The 22201-nt window shown below is 41.9% G+C and carries 20 protein-coding genes, 1 tRNA gene and 1 CRISPR repeat array; of the genes, 13 read left to right on the forward strand and 8 right to left on the reverse strand.

Annotated features, from left to right (window positions below):
• Positions 1-30: 30 nt before the first annotated feature.
• On the reverse strand, positions 31-483 hold the full coding sequence (locus tag C7B70_RS03225) for a MerR family transcriptional regulator (RefSeq protein ID WP_106367628.1): 453 nt from the start codon (positions 481-483) through the stop codon (positions 31-33).
• Between the two features lie 80 nt (positions 484-563).
• Between C7B70_RS03225 and cas12k the strand changes: the two genes are divergently transcribed.
• The 4 genes from cas12k (at position 564) to recR (ending at position 6234) form a co-directional block, all read left to right on the forward strand.
• A complete protein-coding gene (gene cas12k, locus C7B70_RS03230) occupies positions 564-2480 on the forward strand; it encodes a type V CRISPR-associated protein Cas12k (protein WP_106367629.1) in 1917 nt (638 codons plus the stop codon).
• Between the two features lie 447 nt (positions 2481-2927).
• Positions 2928-3318: a CRISPR direct-repeat array (repeat unit 37 nt; unit sequence GTCACAACAACCCTCCAGGTACTAGGCGGGTTGAAAG).
• Between the two features lie 613 nt (positions 3319-3931).
• A complete protein-coding gene (locus C7B70_RS03235) occupies positions 3932-4282 on the forward strand; it encodes a histidine triad nucleotide-binding protein (RefSeq protein ID WP_106367630.1) in 351 nt (116 codons plus the stop codon).
• Between the two features lie 135 nt (positions 4283-4417).
• Positions 4418-5500 carry a photosystem II q(b) protein gene (psbA, locus tag C7B70_RS03240; RefSeq protein ID WP_106367505.1) on the forward strand — a complete coding sequence of 361 codons (1083 nt, stop codon included), beginning with the start codon at positions 4418-4420 and terminating at the stop codon, positions 5498-5500.
• A gap of 113 nt (positions 5501-5613) precedes the next feature.
• Complete coding sequence (gene recR, locus C7B70_RS03245) at positions 5614-6234, forward strand: recombination mediator RecR (protein WP_106367631.1); 621 nt, start codon at positions 5614-5616, stop codon at positions 6232-6234.
• On the opposite strand, the gene C7B70_RS03250 is transcribed toward recR, so the two are convergent.
• The 3 genes from C7B70_RS03250 to def all read right to left on the reverse strand — a co-directional run bounded on the left by C7B70_RS03250 (position 6231) and on the right by def (position 8418).
• Complete coding sequence (locus tag C7B70_RS03250) at positions 6231-7571, reverse strand: PrsW family glutamic-type intramembrane protease (RefSeq protein WP_106367632.1); 1341 nt, start codon at positions 7569-7571, stop codon at positions 6231-6233. The two genes, recR and C7B70_RS03250, sit on opposite strands and share 4 nt — an antisense overlap.
• A 71-nt stretch (positions 7572-7642) precedes the next feature.
• Entirely contained in the window at positions 7643-7834 is a 192-nt protein-coding gene (locus tag C7B70_RS03255) for a hypothetical protein (protein ID WP_199192029.1), read from the reverse strand.
• 5 nt (positions 7835-7839) lie between these two features.
• A complete protein-coding gene (gene def / locus C7B70_RS03260) occupies positions 7840-8418 on the reverse strand; it encodes a peptide deformylase (protein ID WP_106367634.1) in 579 nt (192 codons plus the stop codon).
• A 385-nt stretch (positions 8419-8803) separates the two neighbouring features.
• On the opposite strand from def, the gene C7B70_RS03265 reads away from it, so the two are divergent.
• The 6 genes from C7B70_RS03265 to C7B70_RS03290 all read left to right on the forward strand — a co-directional run bounded on the left by C7B70_RS03265 (position 8804) and on the right by C7B70_RS03290 (position 14605).
• On the forward strand, positions 8804-10681 hold the full coding sequence (locus C7B70_RS03265; RefSeq protein WP_106367635.1) for a GAF domain-containing protein: 1878 nt from the start codon (positions 8804-8806) through the stop codon (positions 10679-10681).
• Complete coding sequence (locus tag C7B70_RS03270; protein ID WP_106367636.1) at positions 10678-11493, forward strand: DUF3598 family protein; 816 nt, start codon at positions 10678-10680, stop codon at positions 11491-11493. The genes C7B70_RS03265 and C7B70_RS03270 overlap by 4 nt, the downstream gene beginning before the upstream one ends.
• An 85-nt stretch (positions 11494-11578) precedes the next feature.
• Complete coding sequence (gene lepB / locus C7B70_RS03275) at positions 11579-12160, forward strand: signal peptidase I (RefSeq protein ID WP_106367637.1); 582 nt, start codon at positions 11579-11581, stop codon at positions 12158-12160.
• A gap of 7 nt (positions 12161-12167) precedes the next feature.
• On the forward strand, positions 12168-12983 hold the full coding sequence (locus C7B70_RS03280) for a Tab2/Atab2 family RNA-binding protein (protein ID WP_106367638.1): 816 nt from the start codon (positions 12168-12170) through the stop codon (positions 12981-12983).
• 140 nt (positions 12984-13123) lie between these two features.
• Positions 13124-13504: a hypothetical protein gene (locus C7B70_RS03285; protein ID WP_106367639.1), complete on the forward strand. Its 381-nt coding sequence runs from the start codon at positions 13124-13126 to the stop codon at positions 13502-13504.
• Between the two features lie 228 nt (positions 13505-13732).
• Positions 13733-14605, forward strand: a complete 873-nt coding sequence (locus tag C7B70_RS03290) for an S-methyl-5'-thioadenosine phosphorylase (protein WP_106367640.1) — start codon at positions 13733-13735, stop codon at positions 14603-14605.
• Between the two features lie 71 nt (positions 14606-14676).
• Here the strand turns inward: C7B70_RS03290 and pruA are convergent, their stop codons facing one another.
• A complete protein-coding gene (pruA, locus tag C7B70_RS03295; protein ID WP_106367641.1) occupies positions 14677-17646 on the reverse strand; it encodes an L-glutamate gamma-semialdehyde dehydrogenase in 2970 nt (989 codons plus the stop codon).
• A gap of 173 nt (positions 17647-17819) precedes the next feature.
• Positions 17820-17901, reverse strand: a tRNA-Leu gene (locus C7B70_RS03300).
• A 73-nt stretch (positions 17902-17974) separates the two neighbouring features.
• Between C7B70_RS03300 and C7B70_RS03305 the strand changes: the two genes are divergently transcribed.
• Positions 17975-18532 (forward strand): Uma2 family endonuclease, encoded by a 558-nt coding sequence (locus tag C7B70_RS03305; RefSeq protein WP_106367642.1) that lies wholly within the window; start codon positions 17975-17977, stop codon positions 18530-18532.
• A 152-nt stretch (positions 18533-18684) separates the two neighbouring features.
• Here the strand turns inward: C7B70_RS03305 and C7B70_RS03310 are convergent, their stop codons facing one another.
• Together C7B70_RS03310 and C7B70_RS03315 are read right to left on the reverse strand one after the other, a co-directional pair.
• Complete coding sequence (locus C7B70_RS03310) at positions 18685-18894, reverse strand: type II toxin-antitoxin system HicB family antitoxin (protein WP_199192020.1); 210 nt, start codon at positions 18892-18894, stop codon at positions 18685-18687.
• Positions 18895-18978: 84 nt separating this feature from the next.
• On the reverse strand, positions 18979-19263 hold the full coding sequence (locus C7B70_RS03315; protein ID WP_106367655.1) for a DUF427 domain-containing protein: 285 nt from the start codon (positions 19261-19263) through the stop codon (positions 18979-18981).
• 126 nt (positions 19264-19389) lie between these two features.
• Here C7B70_RS03315 and recQ point away from each other — a divergent pair, with 126 nt between their 5' ends.
• Both recQ and C7B70_RS03325 read left to right on the forward strand, forming a co-directional pair.
• Positions 19390-21537 carry a DNA helicase RecQ gene (gene recQ / locus C7B70_RS03320; RefSeq protein ID WP_106367643.1) on the forward strand — a complete coding sequence of 716 codons (2148 nt, stop codon included), beginning with the start codon at positions 19390-19392 and terminating at the stop codon, positions 21535-21537.
• 334 nt (positions 21538-21871) lie between these two features.
• Complete coding sequence (locus C7B70_RS03325) at positions 21872-22072, forward strand: Rpn family recombination-promoting nuclease/putative transposase (RefSeq protein ID WP_199192021.1); 201 nt, start codon at positions 21872-21874, stop codon at positions 22070-22072.
• Positions 22073-22201 lie beyond the last annotated feature (129 nt).

Raw genomic sequence — 22201 nt, forward strand, 5'->3', positions numbered from 1 at the left:
AAATTAGTATCAGGATTACAGTATTAACACTTATTTAACATAACTTTGGAGATTATCCCTTAATTGTTGATGCACGTGATCGCACCAAAGAGGAATCACAGTTTGCCCCTGACAAAGTGCTTCTAGCGCTACTTGCTTGTCAAACTCTGCTATTCGCAAAAGTTGTCCCTGCGATCGCCTGGCTAAAAACATCAGTCGCTTCATCTGTTTTTGGGTAACAGACGGCTCGAATAACCAAGGTTCTTCCTCACGTAATGTCTCTAAAGCTGCATGGCAAACCTCAAAATTTAAACCGATTGACAGCAATTGTTCCATCACTGCCAGTGCCAATAAGTCAGCCTTGGAATAGTAAACATTACGACCCTTACCAGTCGTGTTGACCGTAGGTACAATAATTCCCTTCTCACGCCAATACTGTAACTGTCGCCGAGAGCAATTAGTAATTTTTGCTGCTTCTGTGCTGGTATAGAACTTTTCTTCCATAAAACCATCCTATAGAAGCATTTCCTGAAACACACTAAATTTTTAAACAACATTATGTGTTTTTGTGATATTGTATTTTCATGAGTCAAAGTACCGTTCAATGCCGCTTAATTGCCAGTACATCCACTCGTCAACAACTTTGGAAGTTGATGGCACAATTAAATACACCCCTAATTAACGAAATACTTCAACAGCTTAATAAACATCCAGACTTTGAGAAATGGCGGAAAAATGGCAAACTGCCATCAACTGTTGTTAGCCAACTTTGCCATCCCCTGAAAACGGATCTTCGCTTTGTAGGTCAGCCCAGTCGTTTGTATACATCAGCAATTCATGTTGTCGATTACATCTACAAATCTTGGTTAGCAATCCATAAACGTTTACAGCAGCAGCTAGATGGCAAAATACGCTGGCTAGAAATGCTCAACAGTGATGCTGAATTAGTAGAAACTAGCTTTTGTAGCTTAGAGGAGATTCGTACCAAAGCTGCTGATATTTTGGCAATGACTACGCCAGAATCTGACGCTAATGCTCCTTTAATTGAAAGAAGAAAGACTAAGAAATCAAAAAAATCATCTACTTCAAATTCTGACCGGGGATTATCTCATAAATTATTTGATGCTTACCAAAATACCGAAGACAGACTCCGTCGTAGCGCCATCAGCTATCTGCTGAAAAATGGCTGTAAACTGAAGGACAAAGAAGATCCGGAACAATTTGCTAAACGCCGTCGTAAGCTAGAAATCCAAATTCAAAGGCTGACAGAAAAGCTAACAAGTCGAATTCCTAAAGGTCGAGATTTGGCTAATGCCAAATGGTTGGAAACACTCTTTACTGCTACAACTACTGTTCCAGAAGACAATGCTGAAGCCAAACGCTGGCAAGATATTTTATTAACCAGATCGAGTCTCCTCCCCTTTCCCCTGGTCTTTGAAACAAACGAAGACCTTGTTTGGTCAACAAATGAAAAAGGTCGGCTATGTGTCCACTTCAATGGCTTGAGCGATTTAACTTTTGAAGTGTACTGCGATAGTCGTCAACTGCATTGGTTTAAACGCTTCTTAGAAGACCAACAGACTAAACGTAAAAGCAAAAATCAGCATTCTAGTGGCTTGTTTACCCTTAGAAATGGTCGTTTAGCTTGGCTTGAAGGCAAAGGTAAAGGCGAACCTTGGGAACTTCACCACTTAACTCTCTACTGCTGTGTTGATACTCGCCTGTGGACTACTGAAGGCACAGAACAAGTGCGCCAGGAAAAAACAAATGAGATTACTAAATTTATTACAAAGATGAAGGAGAAGACAGACCTGAGTGTCACTCAGCAAGCTTTTGTTCAGCGTAAACAATCAACACTTACTCGAATAAATAATTCCTTTGAGCGTCCCAATAAACCTGTTTACCAAGGTCAATCAAACATTTTGGTTGGAGTAAGCTTAGGACTAGAGAAACCTGCCACAGTAGCGGTAGTAGATGCGCTCACCAACAAAGTCTTGGCTTGCCGGAGTACCAGACAACTACTTAATGAAAATTACGAGCTTCTAAATCGCCAAAGACGACAACAGCAATCTTTATCCCACGAACGCCACAAAGCCCAAAAAAGCTTCTCTCCCAACCAACTTGGAGCTTCTGAGTTAGGGCAGTATGTAGACAGATTATTGGCTAAAGAAATTGTAGCGATCGCACAAAGCTATTTTGCAGGCAGTATAGTATTGCCTAAGCTGGGTGATATGCGAGAGATTATTCAATGTGAAATTCAAGCCATAGCCGAGGCAAAATGTCCTGGTTCCAAAGAAATTCAAAAAAATTATGCCAAGCAATATCGAGTAAACGTCCATCAATGGAGCTATGGCAGATTACTTCAAAACATTCAAAGTAAAGCTACTCAGATGGGAATTGTGATTGAAGAAGGTAAACAACCTGTTCGTGGTAGTCCCCAAGACAAAGCACAAGAATTAGCACTCTCTGCTTACAAGCTGCGCCTAGCTAGGCAAAGTTGACAGATATCCGAACCTTGATAATAGAATATTTAATAGCGCCGCAGTTCATGCTGTTTACAGCCTCTGAACTGTGTTAAATGAGGGTTAGTTTGGCTGTAGCAATATAGTCTTGCTTTCTGACCCTAGTAGCTACTCACCCTGATGCTGCTGTCTTTATGACAGGATAGGTGCGCTCCCAGCAATAAGGGCGCGGATGTACTGCTGTAGTGGCTACTGAATCACCCCCGATCAAGGGGGAACCCTCCCCAATTCTTCCTTTGAAGAACTAAATTTGAGGCAAAATTTCTCAGATACCCGCGCAAGTTCCAAATAGCTTGTCCAGTCTGGCTTTTATCGTTTTTTTATCAAAAAGTGATTCTTAAGGCTGAGGCTCAGATAGTAAATTGAGGGACATTCGCGCTTGTGACATCTAGAAACATTGCCCCACAGTATTTTAAGCTTGGTGGTGTCACAACAACCCTCCAGGTACTCAGGCGGGTTGAAAGCGACAGTAAATATTAGTATTTTTATATAAAAAAGTCACAACAACCCTCCAGGTACTAGGCGGGTTGAAAGTTAAATCTACTTATTCTAAGTTATTAAGGGATACGTCACAACAACCCTCCAGGTACTAGGCGGGTTGAAAGGAAAAGCTGGTATGCCCCAGAGGTGACACTAGAGTCACAACAACCCTCCAGGTACTAGGCGGGTTGAAAGTTGTTTCTACTGGAAATAAAGGAATCACCCCGCAAGTCACAACAACCCTCCAGGTACTAGGCGGGTTGAAAGTAATAATTTCGCAAGCAAACAGTGGAGCCTGGATGTCAAACAAGCCTCCAGGTACTAGGTGGGTTGAAAGAGCAAGAGTATGGATTGAAGCCAAACTCAAAATATCCCTCGATAATAGCTTTAAAGGCTGCAAACTTTCGTTAGTGTGCAGAACGAACAGCAGGTCAAGGAACAGGTAAGTCTTAAACTAAAAGGGATGGCAATGGAAAAGAATATGCCGAAAAGAAAGCAACATGAGTTCAAAATGTTTCTCTGCAATTTGTAATAGTTGACAGTCAAATTCTACATTTGGTGTTTGCTTATTTATCCAGATAATATACGTGGAATGTAGCTACCAATAACTGAGGACTATTACGACTAAGAATTTTTTGCAACACAACCTTGAGCAAAGTTCGTTTAAAGTTAAAGAGTGATACGTTGACATCATCGCTACAGTCTCTGTAAGTTAATGACATTAATCCGTCACTGACACTTAAAAGACATTAATTTGTCTCGACGACAATTAAATAGTAATAATGACACTAATGTGTCACCGACGACAAATAATTAGTCACTGTATATCAACCTCTACACCTACTTTGACGGCATCAATCCCAACAATTGCCGCACTCCATACTCTTGCTAACATTTATTTCATTACCATAACCATTTAGAATCTGTAGCAGAAATACCTGTGAATCTGCATGAGTGAAACTACAGAGACAATTTTTAGTAAAATTATTCGTCGGGAAATACCCGCAGATATTGTTTACGAAGATGAATTGGCGATCGCCTTTAAAGATGTCCATCCTCAAGCCCCCGTCCATATCTTAGTTATCCCCAAGCAGCCAATTAAATCTTTAGCTGATGTTACATCTGGCGATCAAGACTTAATGAGTCATTTATTAGTGACGGCTCAACAAGTTGCTCTCAATGCTGGGCTTACTAATGGCTACCGCTTGGTCATTAATACTGGCAATGATGGCGGTCAAACCGTTTCCCACATTCACTTACACATTTTGGGCGGCAGACAAATGACTTGGCCCCCCGGTTGAACTATAAGCAAAACTGATTACTCTCATAACCTTAGCCAAATTAAAATACCTTTACAAAACTAAATAGAGGAGGTAGATTGAATACAAGGAAGCAAAAAACTTCTGATTATCCAAAAATCAAGCAATCATAAAGAAATGACAACAACATTACAAAGACGCGAAAGCGCCAGCGTATGGGAAAGATTCTGTAGCTGGGTAACATCCACCGAAAACCGTCTATACGTAGGCTGGTTCGGAGTATTGATGATCCCCACACTACTAGCAGCAACAACCTGCTTCATCATCGCCTTCATCGCCGCACCACCAGTAGACATCGACGGCATCCGCGAGCCAGTAGCAGGTTCATTAATCTACGGAAACAACATCATCACCGGTGCAGTAGTACCATCCTCGAACGCCATCGGCTTGCACTTCTACCCAATATGGGAAGCAGCATCATTGGACGAATGGTTGTACAACGGCGGCCCTTACCAATTAGTAGTATTCCACTTCTTAATCGGAATATTCTGCTACATGGGACGTGAGTGGGAACTATCATACAGACTCGGAATGCGCCCCTGGATTGCAGTAGCTTATTCCGCACCAGTAGCCGCAGCAACAGCAGTATTTTTAATCTACCCAATCGGACAAGGATCATTTTCCGACGGGATGCCTTTAGGAATCAGTGGAACATTCAACTTCATGTTAGTATTCCAAGCGGAACACAACATCTTGATGCACCCCTTCCACCAGTTAGGAGTAGCCGGAGTATTCGGCGGTTCATTATTCAGCGCCATGCACGGCAGCTTGGTAACATCAAGCCTAGTTCGTGAAACAACAGAAACCGAAAGCCAAAACTACGGATACAAATTCGGACAAGAAGAAGAAACCTACAACATCGTTGCAGCCCACGGCTACTTCGGACGGTTGATCTTCCAATACGCATCATTCAACAACAGCCGCAGCTTGCACTTCTTCCTAGCAGCATGGCCAGTAATTGGCATCTGGTTTACATCCTTGGGCATCAGCACCATGGCATTCAACCTCAACGGATTCAACTTCAACCAGTCAGTAATTGACTCTCAAGGACAAGTAATCGGCACTTGGGCAGACGTACTCAACCGCGCTAACTTAGGAATGGAAGTAATGCACGAGCGCAATGCTCACAACTTCCCTCTAGACTTGGCTGCGGGTGAAGCGACACCAGTTGCTCTAACTGCTCCAGCGATCAACGGTTAATTTTTAACCCGACATAGCTAATATATTTAAAGCGCTCTCCATCATGGAGGGCGCTTTTTATTTGTTTTTAATATGCGATCGCACTTCCTTCACTTCAGAGTGTCATTATAGATATAGAACGTTTTGGAGATAAGACAACGGTTTACGCACGCCCTTTAGCTCGATTAATAGAGCAACTACAACGCTTACCAGGAGTGGGGCCTAAAACCGCTCAACGCCTAGCGCTACATATACTTAAACGCCCCGAAGCTGAGGTACAAGCTTTAGCTCAAGCCTTAGTTGAAGCTAAACAACAAATTGGCTTATGTTCAGTTTGCTTTAATTTATCTGCCCAGCCGACTTGCGAAATCTGCCGTAACTCTAACCGCGATAATAATACAATTTGTGTGGTTGCCGATGCTCGTGACGTAATTGCTCTGGAAAAAACTAGAGAGTATAACGGCAAATATCATGTATTAGGGGGAGTGCTTTCGCCTATGGAAGGTATTGGTACAGAGCAACTAAACATTCAACCCCTGGTGCGGAGAGTTAGTCAAGAGCAGCCTAAAGAAATTATCTTAGCTATTAGTCCTAGCGTAGAAGGCGAAACAACAACTTTGTATGTAGGACAATTGCTTAAGCCTTTTACAAAAGTTACGAGAATTGCTTTTGGGCTACCTGTGGGTGGCGAATTAGAGTATGCAGACGAAATCACTTTAGCTAGAGCTTTAGAAGGTCGCAGAGAGTTAGATTAATCATACTTGCTACCAATAAAACCAGTAGCAAAATTTTGACTCCGCGTTGGCGATAAAGTCCTAGCTTTGAGAATCGCCGCCATCAAAAAAGCGTAAGACAATATCCCCACCAGCGCTAAGAATAAGCCGCTAAGTAGACCTGTAGCATTCCATAACGCATGAAGAGCCGCCGCCGTGAAGTATCCCACCGCTAAAATTTGCCAGCGTTTGCGCGGCTTTAATACGCTTAAACCAATGAAATAACCCAAATAGCCACTATAAGCCATGTGTCCGGCTACAGAGCCAATAATTCGGGGAATTAATAACTGCAATCCTACCAATTGACCAATCCCCTCTCCCGATTGCCAGCCTACATTGCGGCTAATTTCTGGGACGTATTGACCGAGAGTTTCGATTAGTGTAAAGCCCACCGCCGAAGCTGTACCTAACAAAATGCCGTCTAAAGGCTCCCAAACACCGATGCGCTCTCGCCAAGGAGTGCGAAGCTTCTGACCGATCAAATAAGCAGCTATTATCGGCAAAGCTTTCAGTAATTCTTCCATCAACCCAGCGCCGAAGAACATTCTTAGCAACAATTGAGGAAAACCAATTGCTTCCTCAAGTAGGGGTAAGCGTCCGGGGAGAATATTACGGAAAATTAAAATAAATAGGGGTAATATCGGACTTAGTAAGATTAATCCGGTAGCTATTGCCATGCTAAACAATACCCACCAAGGTTTATGTTTGCCACAAAGTTGATAAACAAAATAGTAGGCAATTCCAGCTAAATAGATAGCTACAAGCATTTGATTAAAAAATGCTGTCTCTGGTTGTCCTACAGTGGCAAACATTAATATTACAAATACGACAGTAAATATACCTGGGATTAAATAACCTTTTTTAGTTAAATCTCGTCCGGTGGAAAAGATCGGAAATAACTGAGTAAAACTGACTCCGGGATCGGTTTGCGAGTTTGGAGTTAGGCTACCTGGCGGTGGCGGGGCTTGGAAAAATTGAAAGCTAAACTCTGGCCCGTTGTTACCAAGAATAAAGCGATCGCCTACAAGTAACTTTCGGCATCCTAATAGCGATTCTCCATTGATATACGTGCCATTGACGCTATTGAGGTCGCAAAGGAGCCAACTATTCGTTGTTAAGGGACGGATGGCGACATGGCGGCGGGACACTACACCATAGGAGCTATCAAGCACAATTTGGCAGCTAGGATCGCGTCCGATCGCAATCTCTTGGTCTGGGGAAAGTAAGTAGCGGCGAGAAACGGGTGGCGCAGCATTGGCGATCCCTGCGGTGGTCGGCAATTGCTGTAAATAATACCCCTCACCAAATTGCTCTTTCATCTTTGCCATGCTGCAAGTAGCAACAGCATACAACTAAAGCGCGAATTTATTAAACGTAATCAAGGCAACTGCTACTGCTTATTGGCATCGCGGACAGCAGCAAAGAAACAGAACACTGTTAAAGGAACACTCAGGGCTAAAATAATACTTGTATTCAAGCTGCCTAAATCAGGAGTACCAGAAGCTAGTTCAAAAATTGAACCTACTGAAGCGATCGCACTTATACAACAACCACCTAAAAATAAACCGCTTTTGGGGGTCATTGCATTCATGACGATTTACCTTGAGGGATGGGTTTTACAGCTTTTGCCGAAAAGCCTTGTTTAGTTAATTCTTGAGTTAATTGGATGCTATTTTGAACGCGATCTACAAATAGTATGCCATTAAGGTGATCGATTTCGTGCTGAATGCAGCGCGATAGTAATTCTGTCGCTGTTAAGGTTTGCGGACGACCATGTTCGTCTTTGTAGGCTATTTCTACCATTTGAGGGCGCGTTACATCCATATACACATTGGGGATGCTCAAACAACCTTCCGAAGCTACGCATAACTCTGGGCTGAGGCGCGCGATCATCGGATTAATTAGTATTAAGGGTGGATTAGCGGGATTCTCTGGATCGCAGTCGATGACGATTAGCTGTTTTTGTACGGCTACTTGGGGCGCGGCTAAACCAATCCCATCGGCACTGTACATTGTTTGAAGCATTTCCCGTGCTAATTGACGAATTTCTGCGTCTACTTTCGCCACCCGTTTATTGTTTTGCCGTAAAGCCCGATCGCCCAAATAGCAAAGTTCTAAGGGAGGATTAGTTAACTTGTGCTTTTCAACTGCAACTATAGAAGCCATGAAATACCTATAACTCGTCTTTACCAAGACTATATTAGTTTTTATCTTAACAATTGTTGGCAAACTCCGACTATTTTTACAGGTACGCAAAGGTTAAACGGCTATGCTCAATTATGTTGGCGATAGCGCAAGCGCGCTCGCAGAGCATCGCACCTAATGTATGTCAGGCTTGCTAAAATTATGAAGTTGGGTAGTGCCGCCCTAACTTACTTAAAAGTGCAAATTGTCAGAAAATAGATGTGTTGTAATAAATGTCTGGTAACAAATGCGCAATCGCCCAGACAGAGCAAAAAATATAAGTTATCCTTGGACAACACTCTACCTAGATTTTTTTTACAAGTAGAGCCGCCCTAATTATTTAAAACAGCAAGTTGGATCGCAAATAGTGGAAAGTCAAGCTAACGAAGCTTTATTACAAGAAATAGCGCAAAGACAACACCTAATTGCAGAATTAGGTCAGCAAACCGAGCGCGAAAGATTGATGAGTGCGATTAGTTTGAGAATTAGCGCATCCCTAAATCTAGAGGAAATTCTTAATATTACTGTCACCGAAGTTCGCCAGTTTCTCAATTGCGATCGCGTATTGGTTTATCAAGTTGAACCCAAAACTGAAATAACTACCGTAGTCGCCGAATCAACTCAACCAAGTTACACCTCACTGTTAGATATAAAAATTGCTACACCTTTGTTTGGGGAACGTTTAGGAGAATATAGTCGAGGCAATATCCGCGTACTTAATGATATTGAACAGCAAAAAAGCGCCACTGTCATCAACCAATTTTTGCAGCAAGTGCAAGTTAAAGCTAGTCTAACAGTGCCTTTGCTCTATGGAGGTAAGTTTTGGGGTTTGCTTGCTATTCATCAATGCTCAGGGCCGCGCCAATGGCAGAAACTAGAAATAGACTTGCTCAAGCAATTGGCTACTCAATTATCTATAGCAATTCAGCAATCGGAGCTATACCAGCAAGTTGTTGAGCTAAATACTAACTTAGAAAATCAAGTTAAAGAGCGTACCAAAGAATTACAACAATCTCTCGACTACGAGGCAATTCTCAAACGTATTAGCGACGATGTGCGCGATAGTTTAGACGAAAACCACATTTTGCAAGTAGCGGTATGGGAACTCGCTGTAGCTCTAAATGTTGATGGTTGCGATAGTGCTTTGTACAATATCTCCGAAGCAACAGCAACAATTAGCTACGAATACACCACGTCTTTACCCACCTGTCAGGGAAAAGTCATTAAAATGACAGATTTTCAAGACGGGTACAACCAATTATTGCAAGGTCAGTATTTTCAATTTTGCCAATTAGTACCAGGTTGGAAAGGTAAAGTGGCAATGCTGGCTTGCCCAATTTTTGATGATCGCGGGGCTTTGGGCGATTTATGGTTATTTAAGCAACGAGATAAAGCTTTTAGCGACTTAGAAATTCGGTTGTTGCAACAAGTGGCTAATCAATGCGCGATCGCTATGAGACAAGCAAGATTGTATCAAGCATCCCAAGTCCAAGTACAGGAATTAGAAAAACTAAATAATCTCAAAGATGACTTTTTAAGCACGGTTTCCCACGAACTCCGCACGCCTCTATCTAATATGAAAATGGCTATTCAAATGCTAGGAATATCTTTAAATCGTTCTCAAGAGTTGTTTGCCGAAATTAGAAAACCCCCCAACGAACAAAACAAAGTTGCCCGTTATTATCAAATATTACAAAATGAGTGCGAACGAGAATTGAATTTAATCGATGACTTGTTAGATTTGCAACAAATGTATGCAGGGATACAACCTTTATTATTGACATCAATCAATTTGCAAACCTGGCTATCAGAAATTGCCGAACCTTTTAGCCAGAGACTCAAAAATCAACAACAGCAGTTAACTATAGAAGTGGCAGAAACAGTACCAAATTTGATTGGCGACTCTGCTTCTTTAGAGCGTGTTTTTACAGAATTATTAGATAATGCTTGCAAATATACTCCTCCCGGCGAAAAAATTGTAGTTAAAGCTGTCAATTGCCAAGAAGTGATGCAAATAAGCGTCTTAAATTTTGGGGTAGAAATTGCCAATAGCGAACGCCAGAAAGTATTTGAGCGTTTTTACCGCATTCCTAATAGCGACCCTTGGAAGCGTGGCGGGACAGGCTTAGGACTTGCTCTAGTGAAGCAAATACTTAGCCGGATCGGGGGAACTATTGTTGTCGCCCATAGCGATCACAATCAAACTTGTTTTATGGTGGAAGTACCGCTAACACCAGTATTATGAAATCTCAATGGCAATGTTTCTTAGAAAATCTAGGCGAATGGCATGGTTCCTTTACGCGCTTGTCTCCTCAAGGTGAGTTGCTAGAAGACACACCAACGGTAGTTTCTTTTACAGGTTTGAACGATAATCAAACAATTCATCAAATCGTCCGCCGCTTACCGCTAAATTCACCTCCAGAAGAAAAAACTTTTGACTATAGTTCGAGTTCCTTAGGACGGGGAATTTTATTTTTTGAGGATGGGGCTTTTTCTACAGGTTCAATTCAACTTGCCCCTTTTACCGAATTTGGCGCAGAGTTAGGATTAATACATCAAAGCCGCCGTCTGCGTTTAGTTCAATTATTTGATAAAAGCGGTCAGTTAGAAAGATTAACTTTAATTCGAGAAAAACTTGCTGATGCTACAGAATTAGGAAAACCACCACTAACAGTAAATGATTTAATCGGGACGTGGCAAGGGGAAGCTATAACTTTATACCCCGATTGGCGATCGCCCGATACTTACTCTACGCTGCTCAAAATCGAACGGGTAGGGGAAAGTAAACTATTACAGCATTTAACGATTCCCGAACGCACTATTACATCCAGTGCTACGGTTGCAGGTTCGATTATTAGTTTTGATACCGGATATCAAGTCTTGCTGCTCCCTGATAGCGCTTCTGCTACCTGCCCCGTGCAACTAAAATCGGCAACTGGTTTTTTTCTTGAAGTTGGATGGATGAAGTCGCCTAATGAGCGTCAAAGGCTGATTCGTACCTACAATAACCGGGGAGAATGGGTTAATCTTACATTAGTCACAGAATACCGACTTTAGCATATTTTCCGTATAATTACGCACATTGATAGATTAAACGATATAAGTTTTAGAATAGAATCTAGTGATAATACTGAGACGCATCGTGAAATCATTTGCTAAGTCAATAAATTTACAAAGTTTTCAATTAAGCAAGTCTGAGAACCCTGTACAAGAAGGTGTAAAAACTATTGGGTTGACTTTAGCTTTAGCTTTTGGGGTAAAAATAGCCGCCGCTCAATGCTATTTGATTCCTTCAGTTTCAATGGAACCAACTTTAGAAGTCAACGATCGCTTAATAGTAGATAAAATCAGCTACAACTTTATCAGCCCTCACCGAGGAGACGTAGTGGTATTTACCCCACCTCAAGCAGTTGTAGAAAAAGAAAAGTCAAACGATCCTTTTATCAAAAGAGTTATTGGCTTACCAGGAGAGCAAATCGAGGTCAAAGGTGGGCAAGTATACGTTAATAATCAACCCTTGCAAGAAAATTATATTGCTGCTCAACCAAACTACAACTGGGGGCCACAAATTGTCCCAAAAAAATCTTACTTAGTTTTGGGAGATAATCGCAATAAAAGCTACGATGGTCACGTTTGGGGATTTTTAAACCGCGATCGCATGATTGGCAAAGCTGTTGTTCGTTTTTGGCCCCCCCAACGCCTGAGTAACTTTGCTAGTAAGTAATCAAGGCATGAAAATTTGGCAAGCTGACTTTTATCGTCGTCCTCTGCAAAACGAAGCAGGGGAAGTATTGTGGGAATTATTGCTATGCGATGGCGATCGCTCATTTACTTATGTTGCTTTTTGTCCTCAGTCTCAAGCAACCGCCAAGTGGTTAACTGAGCAATTACAAATAGCAATCAAAGACCAAAAACCGGATTTAATTCAAGTATTTCGTCCGCAATCGTTAAACTTAATCCAATTAGCCGCCGGAAACTTGGGAATTGCCGTAGAAGCAACTCGCCGGACTTTTGCCTTAAAACAGTGGTTGCAAGAACGTTCCTATCCCGCTAACAACGGCGAATATAACCCTTTAGCCCTCGATAAACCGCCACCCACACCGTTACCAGCCAACTTATGGGGTCAGCAGTGGCGTTTTGCAAGTCTTAGCGCTGGAGACATTGTAGAAGGCTTTTCCCAGCGTCTCATTCCTGTCAAAGAGATGCCAGAATTTTTATTACCGCTCAACCTAGGATTAGCTTCTACTGTTGCTATTCCTGGCGTTGTAATTGATGGCGGTAAAAAATCAATGCAACTAGCACGGTGGTTGCAAAGTGTTAATCCGGTGGCGCTTAACTATATTCCTGGCGATCCTAGTGGATTGGTATTAGAAGCAGGTTTAAGAGATCGCTATATTGTCAATACCTTTACAGACAAAGAAGTAATTTCTGCGGCGGTTACTTACGCAACTCGTCAACAATTAACAAAAAGATTGCATTTTTTATTAATACAACCTGACAATTCGGGCATGACTTATAGTGGCTTTTGGCTATTAGGGAGAGAGTAAAGAAATTTATAGGTTCTTGTCTAATTATTAATAATTTATTAGCTAAAAATAATAGTTAAGACTGAGGGTAGATACATTTAATTAGAAATAGTTGTAATGTAATCAAACATAATATATCAACCTTTTTTAAGGCAAGATTCATGAATAACGAAGCTTCTTCAAAGGAAAAAACTACTATAAATGATGAAATGGCTACTTCTACCGCCGATAGAGGCATTGTTCCTGCGGAAGTAGCCGCACGGATGGATAGAGAAGGTGGCGATTATCGAGAAACTGCTCACGAACAAGCCGCCGACAAAAGCCTTGATACTACTGGTGGTGCAACGGTAGATCAAGAAGGTTTAGCAAATAATTACGCTGTTGAACCAGAGATGTATTATGATGAACCCGGCGATCGCCAGCAAGAAGAAGCACAAGAAAAAGCTGATCGCATCGAAGAATTAGCCGAAGTCAATCACGATAAAGAAGGCGAACTAACAATGGACGGCGATCACCGTGGTAAAGGTACAGGCGTAATTTAGAAACCTCCTTTGACTGATTAAATATTACCTAAAACCGTTTGTAAACTTATTGAAAAACAAAGTTTGAACGGTTTTTTATTGCCATAAAGATATTAAGTTTTACATAGTTAGCTTGACATTTTAACTTACTAACTAACAGAAGATTAGCAATATTTGAAATAACTAAAAAGGGAGCTTCCTTTTCCAGTAAAATAGCTGGACATTGCAGCGAAATAGAGGAAAGGCAAGATGGCTGAAACAAAAATTGGCATCATTGGCGGTAGCGGACTTTACAAAATGGAAGCTCTCAAAGATGTCAAAGAGGTAAAAATTTCTACCCCGTTTGGTTCGCCTTCGGATGCTTTAATTGTGGGGACTTTGGCAGAAACTTCTGTGGCATTTCTAGCGCGTCATGGGCGCAATCATACGCTGCTACCGTCAGAAGTGCCTTATCAGGCGAATATTTATGCAATGAAGCAGTTGGGAGTAGAGTATATAATTTCTGCTTCCGCCGTTGGTTCGTTGAAAGCTGAAGCAAAACCGCTAGATATGGTAGTCCCAGATCAATTTATTGACCGGACAAAAGATCGAGTTTCAACCTTTTTCGGTGAAGGGATCGTTGCCCATATTGCTTTTGCTGACCCCGTTTGTTCGCAATTAGCCAAAGTTTTGAGAGAGGCGATCGCGTCTCTCAATTTAACGGACGTGACTTTGCATCGTGGCGGTACTTATATATGTATGGAGGGGCCAGCATTTTCGACTAAAGCTGAGTCTCATCTTTACCGTAGTTGGGACGCTACAGTTATTGGCATGACCAATTTACCAGAGGCAAAATTGGCTAGAGAAGCAGAAATGGCTTATGCTACTTTAGCTTTGGTGACAGATTACGATTGTTGGTATCCAGACCACGACAGCGTAACAGTAGAAATGGTAATTGCTAATTTACAGCGCAATGCAACGAACGCTCAAAAAGTAATTCAAGAAACTGTTAAGCGTTTAAGCGAAAATCCGCCGCCTTCGGAAGCGCATTCAGCTTTAAAATATGCAATTTTGACTCCGTTGGATAAAGTTCCTCAAGAAACTAAGCAAAAGCTAGAATTGTTGCTGAAAAAGTATATATAGTTTGATTTTTAAAAGGTGGGAGAATAATGTAGAGACGTTGCATTGCAACGTCTCTACATCAAAATTCGTATCTATTCCACGCCTTCGATGGGTGCGAAACCTTGGCGCTGAATGTTCTCGGTAATGGTGCGCGGTTCTAAAAATTGGAGTAGGTAATCAGGGCCTCCGGCTTTTGACCCTACACCAGACATTTTGAAACCGCCAAAGGGTTGTCTAGCAACAATAGCTCCCGTAATTGTGCGATTAATGTACAAGTTTCCGACTTCAAACTCTGCTTGCGCTTGTTGAATGTGGGAAGGAGTACGAGAGTAAAGTCCGCCAGTAAGGGCGAAATTTGTACCATTGGCAACAGAAATCGCTTCGGTAAAGTTTTTTACTTTTATTACGGCAATTACTGGCCCAAAAATTTCTTCTTGAGCGATCGCGCTCTGCGGCGCAACTTGACTAAAAATTGTCGGACTGACAAAATAACCACTATCAGAAACGGGCATTTCTAAGACAAGTTCGGCTGATTGCTTGCCTTTAGCGATGTACTCTTTAATTTTGTCTCTAGCATTGGCATCAATTACCGGGCCTACTTGGGTACTAGGCAATTCGGATAAACCAATGTTGAGGCTGCGCGTAGCTTCAACTAAACGCTTTACAAATTCATCGTAAATTGGCGCTAAAACTATTACCCGCGAACAAGCAGAACACTTTTGTCCGCTATAACCAAAAGCAGATTGGACAACGCCAACGACAGCTTGATCGAGATCGGCGCTTTCATCAACAATTAAGCCATTTTTCCCGCCCATTTCGGCAATTACGCGCTTGAGATGCTTTTGTCCTGGCTGTACAACGGCTGCATCGGCGTAGATTCGACAGCCGACCTCTTGAGAACCTGTAAAGGCAATTAAATGGACATCAGGATGCTTGACGAAATACGCCCCAACAAGCGATCCTACTCCTGGCACATATTGAAATACACCTTTAGGAATCCCTGCTTCTACCAAGATTTCAGCAAATTTAGCCGCAATTACACAAGATGTCTCCGCAGGCTTAAGCAACGTACAATTTCCTGCCACTAGCGCCGCTACTGTCATCCCTGCTGCGATCGCTAATGGGAAATTCCAAGGCGAAATAACTACAGCAATTCCGCGCGGTTGATAGATATAACGGTTTGTTTCTCCAGCGATATCATAGCTAAAACCTGCGTCTAATCTTTCCATTTCGTCAGCGTAATAGTTGCAAAAGTCGATTGCTTCGGAGACTTCCCCATCGGCTTCTTTTACAGGCTTACCTACTTCTAAAACTATCCAAGCAGACAACTCTGCGCGTCTTTGCTCCATCAAATCGCCAGCAGTACGCAATATCGCCGCCCGTTCTTTTACAGGTGTCTTGCGCCACGCGGGAAAGGCTGCTTTTGCCGCCGCCATAGCGATCGTTGCTTGTTCTACAGAAATTAGCCCAACTTTACCAATAACTTCACTGTAGTTGGAAGGATTAACGGAATCAACGGTTTGTTCTGTCTGTTGATATTCGCCGTTAATTAGCGGTAAATAATGCTTACCTAGTTGTTGACGGACGTTAATAAATGCTCTACTCGCTGCTTCTCTTAATTCCATGTCTGCATAGTCCGTATCTGCTGCATTTGCAAAGCCTAAAGTGTGTTTAGGAGTAGTGAGATTATCTACAACTGGGGGCGCTAAAAGCTCCTCTACCGGGCGTTCTTCCATGCTTTGACGCAAAAACGAGCTATTAGCAGTGTTTTCAAGCAAACGCCGGATTAAGTACGCCATTCCCGGCAATAGGTCGCCGTAAGGACAATAAACGCGCACTCGATGCCCTCTAGCTACTAAAGCTGAGGCTAATTTGTCGCCCATGCCATACAATACTTGCATTTCAAAGCGACGGCGGGGAATTTTTAGGGTTTCAGCGATCGCAATTGCTAATGCTTGACTCCGCACGTTATGACTACCAATGGCTGAATACACATACTCGTGATTTTCTAGCAACAACTGAGTAATGGTTTCAAAATTGGCATCTGTTGCCGCTTTATCATTGTAAACTGGCTGTTTCCAGTCTTTCTGCATTGATTTGATTGTCTCTTGATCCCAATACGCGCCCTTAACTAGCCGAATTGTTAAAGGATAACCGCGCCGAGTAGCCCAAGCAATCAAATCTTTGGTATCTTGTTCGCTATCACGCAGGTAAGCTTGAATTGTCATCCCGACATCAGTACGATTGCGAAACTCATCTTCCATCAACAGCTTTTTCAATATCGATAGAGTTAAGTCTTTATAGGCGTATTGTTCCATATCAAAATGGACGCTTGCCCCTAATTCCTTGGCGCGGCGTAGTAATATGCGAATGCGATCGCAAACTATTTCTTCACTACCCGCCGCATCTAACGGATCGAACTGAGAATAAAAGGCTGTAAGCTTTACAGATACTTGAACTTGCGGCAAGATTTCGCCATCAGCGCTATCAATACTAGGGATCTGCGTCCACTTTTTAGAAGCTTCTACCAATTGCGTCATCAAATCAAGATAGCGATCTAAATAAAATTGCGCCTCAGTTTCCGTAATTACGGCTTCTCCTAGCAAATCGAGGGTAAACGCCATTTTATTTTTGCGTAAACGCTCAATAGTTTTCAGCGCTTCTTTCATGCTGTCGCCAGCAATATATTTATGCGCTAGAGTTTCTACCGCCGTCGAAACCGTTGTCGCGGCTACTTGTCCAGGGATTGAGTCAGGAGCGGCAAAATTGAGCAATCCCTTAAGCGCGGAAGGAAGTTCTACCGAATCATCTTGCAAATACTCTTGCATATGGGCGGCTATTTCTGGCTTATTGTGCAAAGCAGGTAAGCAGTCAATGAAGCGAAACAACTGCACCCGTAAACCTGGATTGCTCATCGTCCAGGCTAGTAATTTATCATCCCAACGCATTTGATCGCGCAACGAGGTTAAAAACGAGCGATTCTCCCGCGTAGCAGCTAGGAGTTGCTTGGCGATTTCTTGAACTTTAGCTTCGTAGGTGTTTTTTTCTACTTGTAATACCACTATTAACTGACTCCCAGTTTTCGGCGCTTTAGACGAGAATATTTATAATTTATTATTGTCTCTTTTCTCGCCAGCCTTGGAAGTATTGTTTTTGTTGATAATTATCAAACGATCGCAAAGGTTGCCTATTTCCATTCAAAAATAGACAGCAAAAGCAGCTACAACTTAATTAATGCGGATGAAAGGACTTGAACCTTCACACCTTGCGGTACTAGAACCTAAATCTAGCGCGTCTGCCAATTCCGCCACATCCGCCTATTTGGCTTAACGATTGTAGCAAACATTTAAACAAATTGCTACAAATATTACATTTAACAAGAGGAGATTTATGGTCACTCAACTATTAAAACGACAATTTACTACCCAAGATTATCACCAGATGGTAGTTGCAGGTATTCTAAGCGACGACGAGCGCGTTGAACTAATCCAAGGAGAAATTGTCAAAATGTCACCCGTTGGTATTCGTCATGCTAGTTGTGTCAAGCGATTAAATAGGCTTTTTTCGCAAGTATTGGGCGATCGCGCTATAGTTGCCGTACAAGATCCCGTAGAATTAAGCAACCTGTCTGAACCTCAGCCTGATGTGGCTTTACTTAAGCCCCGCGATGACTTTTACGCCGCCGGACATCCTCAGCCCCAGGATATATTGCTATTAGTAGAGGTTGCCGATACTACTATTGAAAGCGATCTCGCTGTCAAAATTCCGTTGTATGCGAGTAGTGGAATTATAGAAGTATGGCTAGTAGATGTAAACGAGCAAGTCGTAGAAATATTCAGAGAACCTACAGATAATAGTTATCAGAATATTCAAAAGTTTCAGCAAGGTGAAATATTTGTACAAGCCTTCGCCGATGTTATTATTGCTGTAGAACAGATACTAGGATAATTTTTAGATAAAGTTTGTTCTTATTTCAGGGGTTTGAATTCTTTTGCGCGCCTTGCTAGTACAAGTATACTAATCGGCTACTTTCCTTGTTCTTCTAGTATTTGGCAAACTTCCCGCGCTGACAAAATCTTTAAGCTACCCAACCGCTACCTCTAGCCTAGTAATAAAACCTCAGCTTTGGTACGGTTTTGTATTTCCACTGGATTGGCACATTCAAAAAATAATTCTAAAGCTTCAGCTAAGTTACTTTTTGCTTGCTCAACGGTATCGCCTTGACTGGCAATATCTAATTCAGGACATAAAGCAACATATCCGTTGCCTTCGCGTTCAATGATAGCTGTAAATTGTTTGATGGTTTTCATATTGATTTTAAAATTATTCTCCATATTTTTTATGCGATCGTACTTTCAGCCTATCTTTAAATAGGGGCATAACGCCCCCTAATACTACGATTCGACTTTTACGCCTTTCCAGAAAGCTACATAACCTTCAATATTCTTGGCTTTTTCCTTGGTGCTGGGATAGTACCAGGCAGCATCTTTGTTTACTTGCCCGTCTACTTCTACGCTATAGTAACTAGCCTGTCCTTTCCAAGGACAACTTGTGTGGGTGCTGCTTTCCTTGAAATATTCCTTGTTGATGGAGTCAATCGGAAAGTAATGGTTTCCTTCTACAACTTCTGTGCGATCGCTCTCGGCTAAAACTGTACCATTCCAAACTGCTTTCGGCATGATTTTGAGGTAATTTAGGTAAGTGTACATAAATAAACCTAACCTCCCTACCCCCTTTGCTACAAGATCGGATTCCCACTTGTCAATGCGAAAATATATTTATAATCCTTGCAAAGTTCGGCTAATATGCCTCAGTTACAGTCTTTAGAATCTGCCTTAAAAAAATATTTTGGTTACACTAGCTTTCGCTTAGGTCAACAGCAGATTATTGAACAAGCGCTAAATAATCAAGATTTGCTAGTGGTAATGCCCACTGGTGGCGGTAAATCTTTATGCTTTCAGTTGCCTGCGTTGCTTAGAAAAGGCTTAACAGTAGTGGTATCGCCGCTAATTGCCCTAATGCAAGATCAAGTGCAGTCGTTGAAAAATAACGGGATTGAGGCAACGTTTCTCAATAGTACGCTAACTTCCTACCAAGTAAAGTCGCGCGAAGAAGCAATCCTTAGTGGTAAAGTAAAACTGCTTTATGTTGCCCCCGAAAGGTTATTAAGCGATCGCTTTTTACCGTTTATAGATTTAGTACAGCATCAAATTGGGATTGCCAGTTTTGCCATTGATGAGGCGCATTGTGTTTCAGAATGGGGGCATGATTTTCGCCCGGATTACCGTCAATTACGCTCTTTGCGCCAACGTTACCCAACCGTTCCTACTATAGCTCTTACGGCTACAGCTACCGATCGCGTTCGTACTGATATTATTCAACAACTCAATCTAACAAAACCAATAATTCACGTTGCAAGTTTCAATCGCCCCAATCTTTACTACGACGTACAACCCAAGCAAAAGCAAGCTTACAACCAATTAAAACAATTAGTAACCAAAACTGAAGGTGCGGGGATTATCTACTGTCTCAGCCGCCGCAAAGTAGATGATATTACAATGAAATTGCAACAAGATGGCATTTCTGCTTTGCCTTATCATGCTGGCTTAAGCGATGGAGAGAGAGAATCTAATCAAACGCGGTTTATTCGAGATGATGCCCGTTTAATGGTTGCAACAGTTGCCTTTGGGATGGGAATTAATAAGTCAGATGTCAAGTTTGTAATTCATTATGACTTACCTCGCAATATCGAAAGCTATTACCAAGAATCGGGTAGAGCAGGGAGAGATGGCGGCGCGGCGCGGTGTACAATCTTTTTTGGTTATGGCGATGTCAAAACTGTTGAGTATTTGATTGAGCAAAAAACTGATGTTCAAGAACAACGCATTGCTAAACAACAACTGCGGCAAATTATAGACTACGCTCAAGGTACAGTATGCCGTCGCACAATTCAACTAGGGTATTTTGGCGAAAGTTTTGGGGGTAATTGTGGCAACTGCGATAATTGCTGTAACCCCAAACCCGAAGAAGATTGGACAGTTGAAGCGATGAAATTTCTTTCTTGTGTGGCGCGTTGTCAAGAAAGATTTGGCATGAGTCACATTATTGATGTGTTGCGCGGCTCAAAAGGTCAAAAAGTCTTACAGTACAATCACGATAAATTGACTACTTATGGCATCGGTAAAGATAGAACTGCCGATGATTGGCGGCTTTTGGGGCGAAGTTTGTTACATCAAGGTTTATTAGGGCAAACGAATGATGGTTACTCTGTTTTGCGGCTAAATGCTCTTAGTTGGGAAGTAATGCGGCGAAAAAAAACAGTTTTAATTGCTATTACTACTGCACCAAACCCTGTAGTTGATAACAAAGAAACGCCGAAAGCTGCGGATATAGAGATGCTATATCAAAAGTTACGCAGCTTACGCAAGAAACTAGCCGACGAACAAGGAGTAGCGCCTTATATAGTATTTGCTGATTCTAGCTTGAAAACAATGGCTCAATTGCAGCCGCAAACTTTAGAGGAATTTAGTAAAATTTCTGGAGTCGGAAGTAGTAAGTTAGCTCAGTATGGACAGTATTTTGTTGCAGAGATCGCCTCTTATACTCAGCAGTCAGTTAAGGTAGAGGTGAGAAGTGCGATAGCATCTTTCCCATCAGATAGTCAATTATTGACTCTTAAACTGCATCGCCAAGGACTAGACACCGCAGAAATAGCCACTGAGCGCAGTTTAAGCACAAGTACAATTGCAAGTCACTTAGCTGAACTGATCGAAATGAATCAGCCTGTAGACTTAGATCAATTAGTAATTCCTGTGCGTCAGCAATTTATTATCAAAGCGATAAAAACTGTTGGTGCAGATTCCCTCAAGAGTATCTACGAGCATCTGGGGGAAAGCTATACCTATGATGAGATTAAGTTAGTCCGGGCTTTGTGGCGGCGGCAAAAAGGTTAGATACTACTTCTGTTCTTGCGGAGGTTAAATACAGAGATTGCTTTGGGTAGAGCAATGCAGATTACAGCGTTTGCCAAGGTGAGAAATAAACAATCAATGAAGCTCATAGCTGTAAATTTCCTAGTAAAATTACTGTTTACATAAGTTGGGTTTGCTTATATCTTAATTTTGTAGGAAAACGGCTGTAATTAGCTATTCGTAGGCTTTTGAAAAACTTTTGCGTTTTATAAGTAAATCTTATGGAAAGTTAGCCTAGATTTTTCAGCTTTGATGCGATCGCCCAATTCCCCGAAGCCAATTTAAGATAAAGTTGTAAAACTTCTCTGCTCTACCAGTGATTGACAACATCTCAAAGTTCCTCATTGAGCAGTATTCCGCCGATTTTGCCGCTTGGTTATTGGGCGAATCAATTACTCTTACTACCATCAATCCCACTGAAGTCAATGTAGAACCAATTAGAGCAGATTCAGTGATGTTACTGCAATCAAGTGAGGTTATTCTGCATACTGAGTTTCATATCAAGTCCGTTAAATGACTTATAGTTAAGCTCCAATTCTAGTCCACCAATGAAAACCAGTTAGTCCTTAAATCAAATCTTGCTGCTGAAGTAGAGATTGGCATCGGTGAAATAAAACCTCCTCTAAATCATCCAAGGTTTCAAAAG

Origin of the sequence: Chlorogloea sp. CCALA 695, assembly GCF_003003885.1 — a bacterium.
In the GTDB taxonomy this organism is placed as follows: Bacteria; Cyanobacteriota; Cyanobacteriia; order Cyanobacteriales; family Chroococcidiopsidaceae; genus Aliterella.

Coding starts and splice junctions, on each gene's coding strand:
- C7B70_RS03310 (WP_199192020.1), bottom strand. CDS start 18,894: ATGAAAACCATCAAACAATTTACAGCTATCATTGAACGCGAAGGCAAC.
- recQ (WP_106367643.1), top strand. CDS start 19,390: ATGCCTCAGTTACAGTCTTTAGAATCTGCCTTAAAAAAATATTTTGGT.
- C7B70_RS03305 (WP_106367642.1), top strand. CDS start 17,975: ATGGTCACTCAACTATTAAAACGACAATTTACTACCCAAGATTATCAC.
- C7B70_RS03225 (WP_106367628.1), bottom strand. CDS start 483: ATGGAAGAAAAGTTCTATACCAGCACAGAAGCAGCAAAAATTACTAAT.
- C7B70_RS03280 (WP_106367638.1), top strand. CDS start 12,168: ATGAAAATTTGGCAAGCTGACTTTTATCGTCGTCCTCTGCAAAACGAA.
- C7B70_RS03255 (WP_199192029.1), bottom strand. CDS start 7,834: ATGACCCCCAAAAGCGGTTTATTTTTAGGTGGTTGTTGTATAAGTGCG.
- psbA (WP_106367505.1), top strand. CDS start 4,418: ATGACAACAACATTACAAAGACGCGAAAGCGCCAGCGTATGGGAAAGA.
- C7B70_RS03250 (WP_106367632.1), bottom strand. CDS start 7,571: ATGAAAGAGCAATTTGGTGAGGGGTATTATTTACAGCAATTGCCGACC.
- C7B70_RS03235 (WP_106367630.1), top strand. CDS start 3,932: ATGAGTGAAACTACAGAGACAATTTTTAGTAAAATTATTCGTCGGGAA.
- C7B70_RS03270 (WP_106367636.1), top strand. CDS start 10,678: ATGAAATCTCAATGGCAATGTTTCTTAGAAAATCTAGGCGAATGGCAT.
- def (WP_106367634.1), bottom strand. CDS start 8,418: ATGGCTTCTATAGTTGCAGTTGAAAAGCACAAGTTAACTAATCCTCCC.
- C7B70_RS03315 (WP_106367655.1), bottom strand. CDS start 19,263: ATGCCGAAAGCAGTTTGGAATGGTACAGTTTTAGCCGAGAGCGATCGC.
- cas12k (WP_106367629.1), top strand. CDS start 564: ATGAGTCAAAGTACCGTTCAATGCCGCTTAATTGCCAGTACATCCACT.
- C7B70_RS03290 (WP_106367640.1), top strand. CDS start 13,733: ATGGCTGAAACAAAAATTGGCATCATTGGCGGTAGCGGACTTTACAAA.
- C7B70_RS03285 (WP_106367639.1), top strand. CDS start 13,124: ATGAATAACGAAGCTTCTTCAAAGGAAAAAACTACTATAAATGATGAA.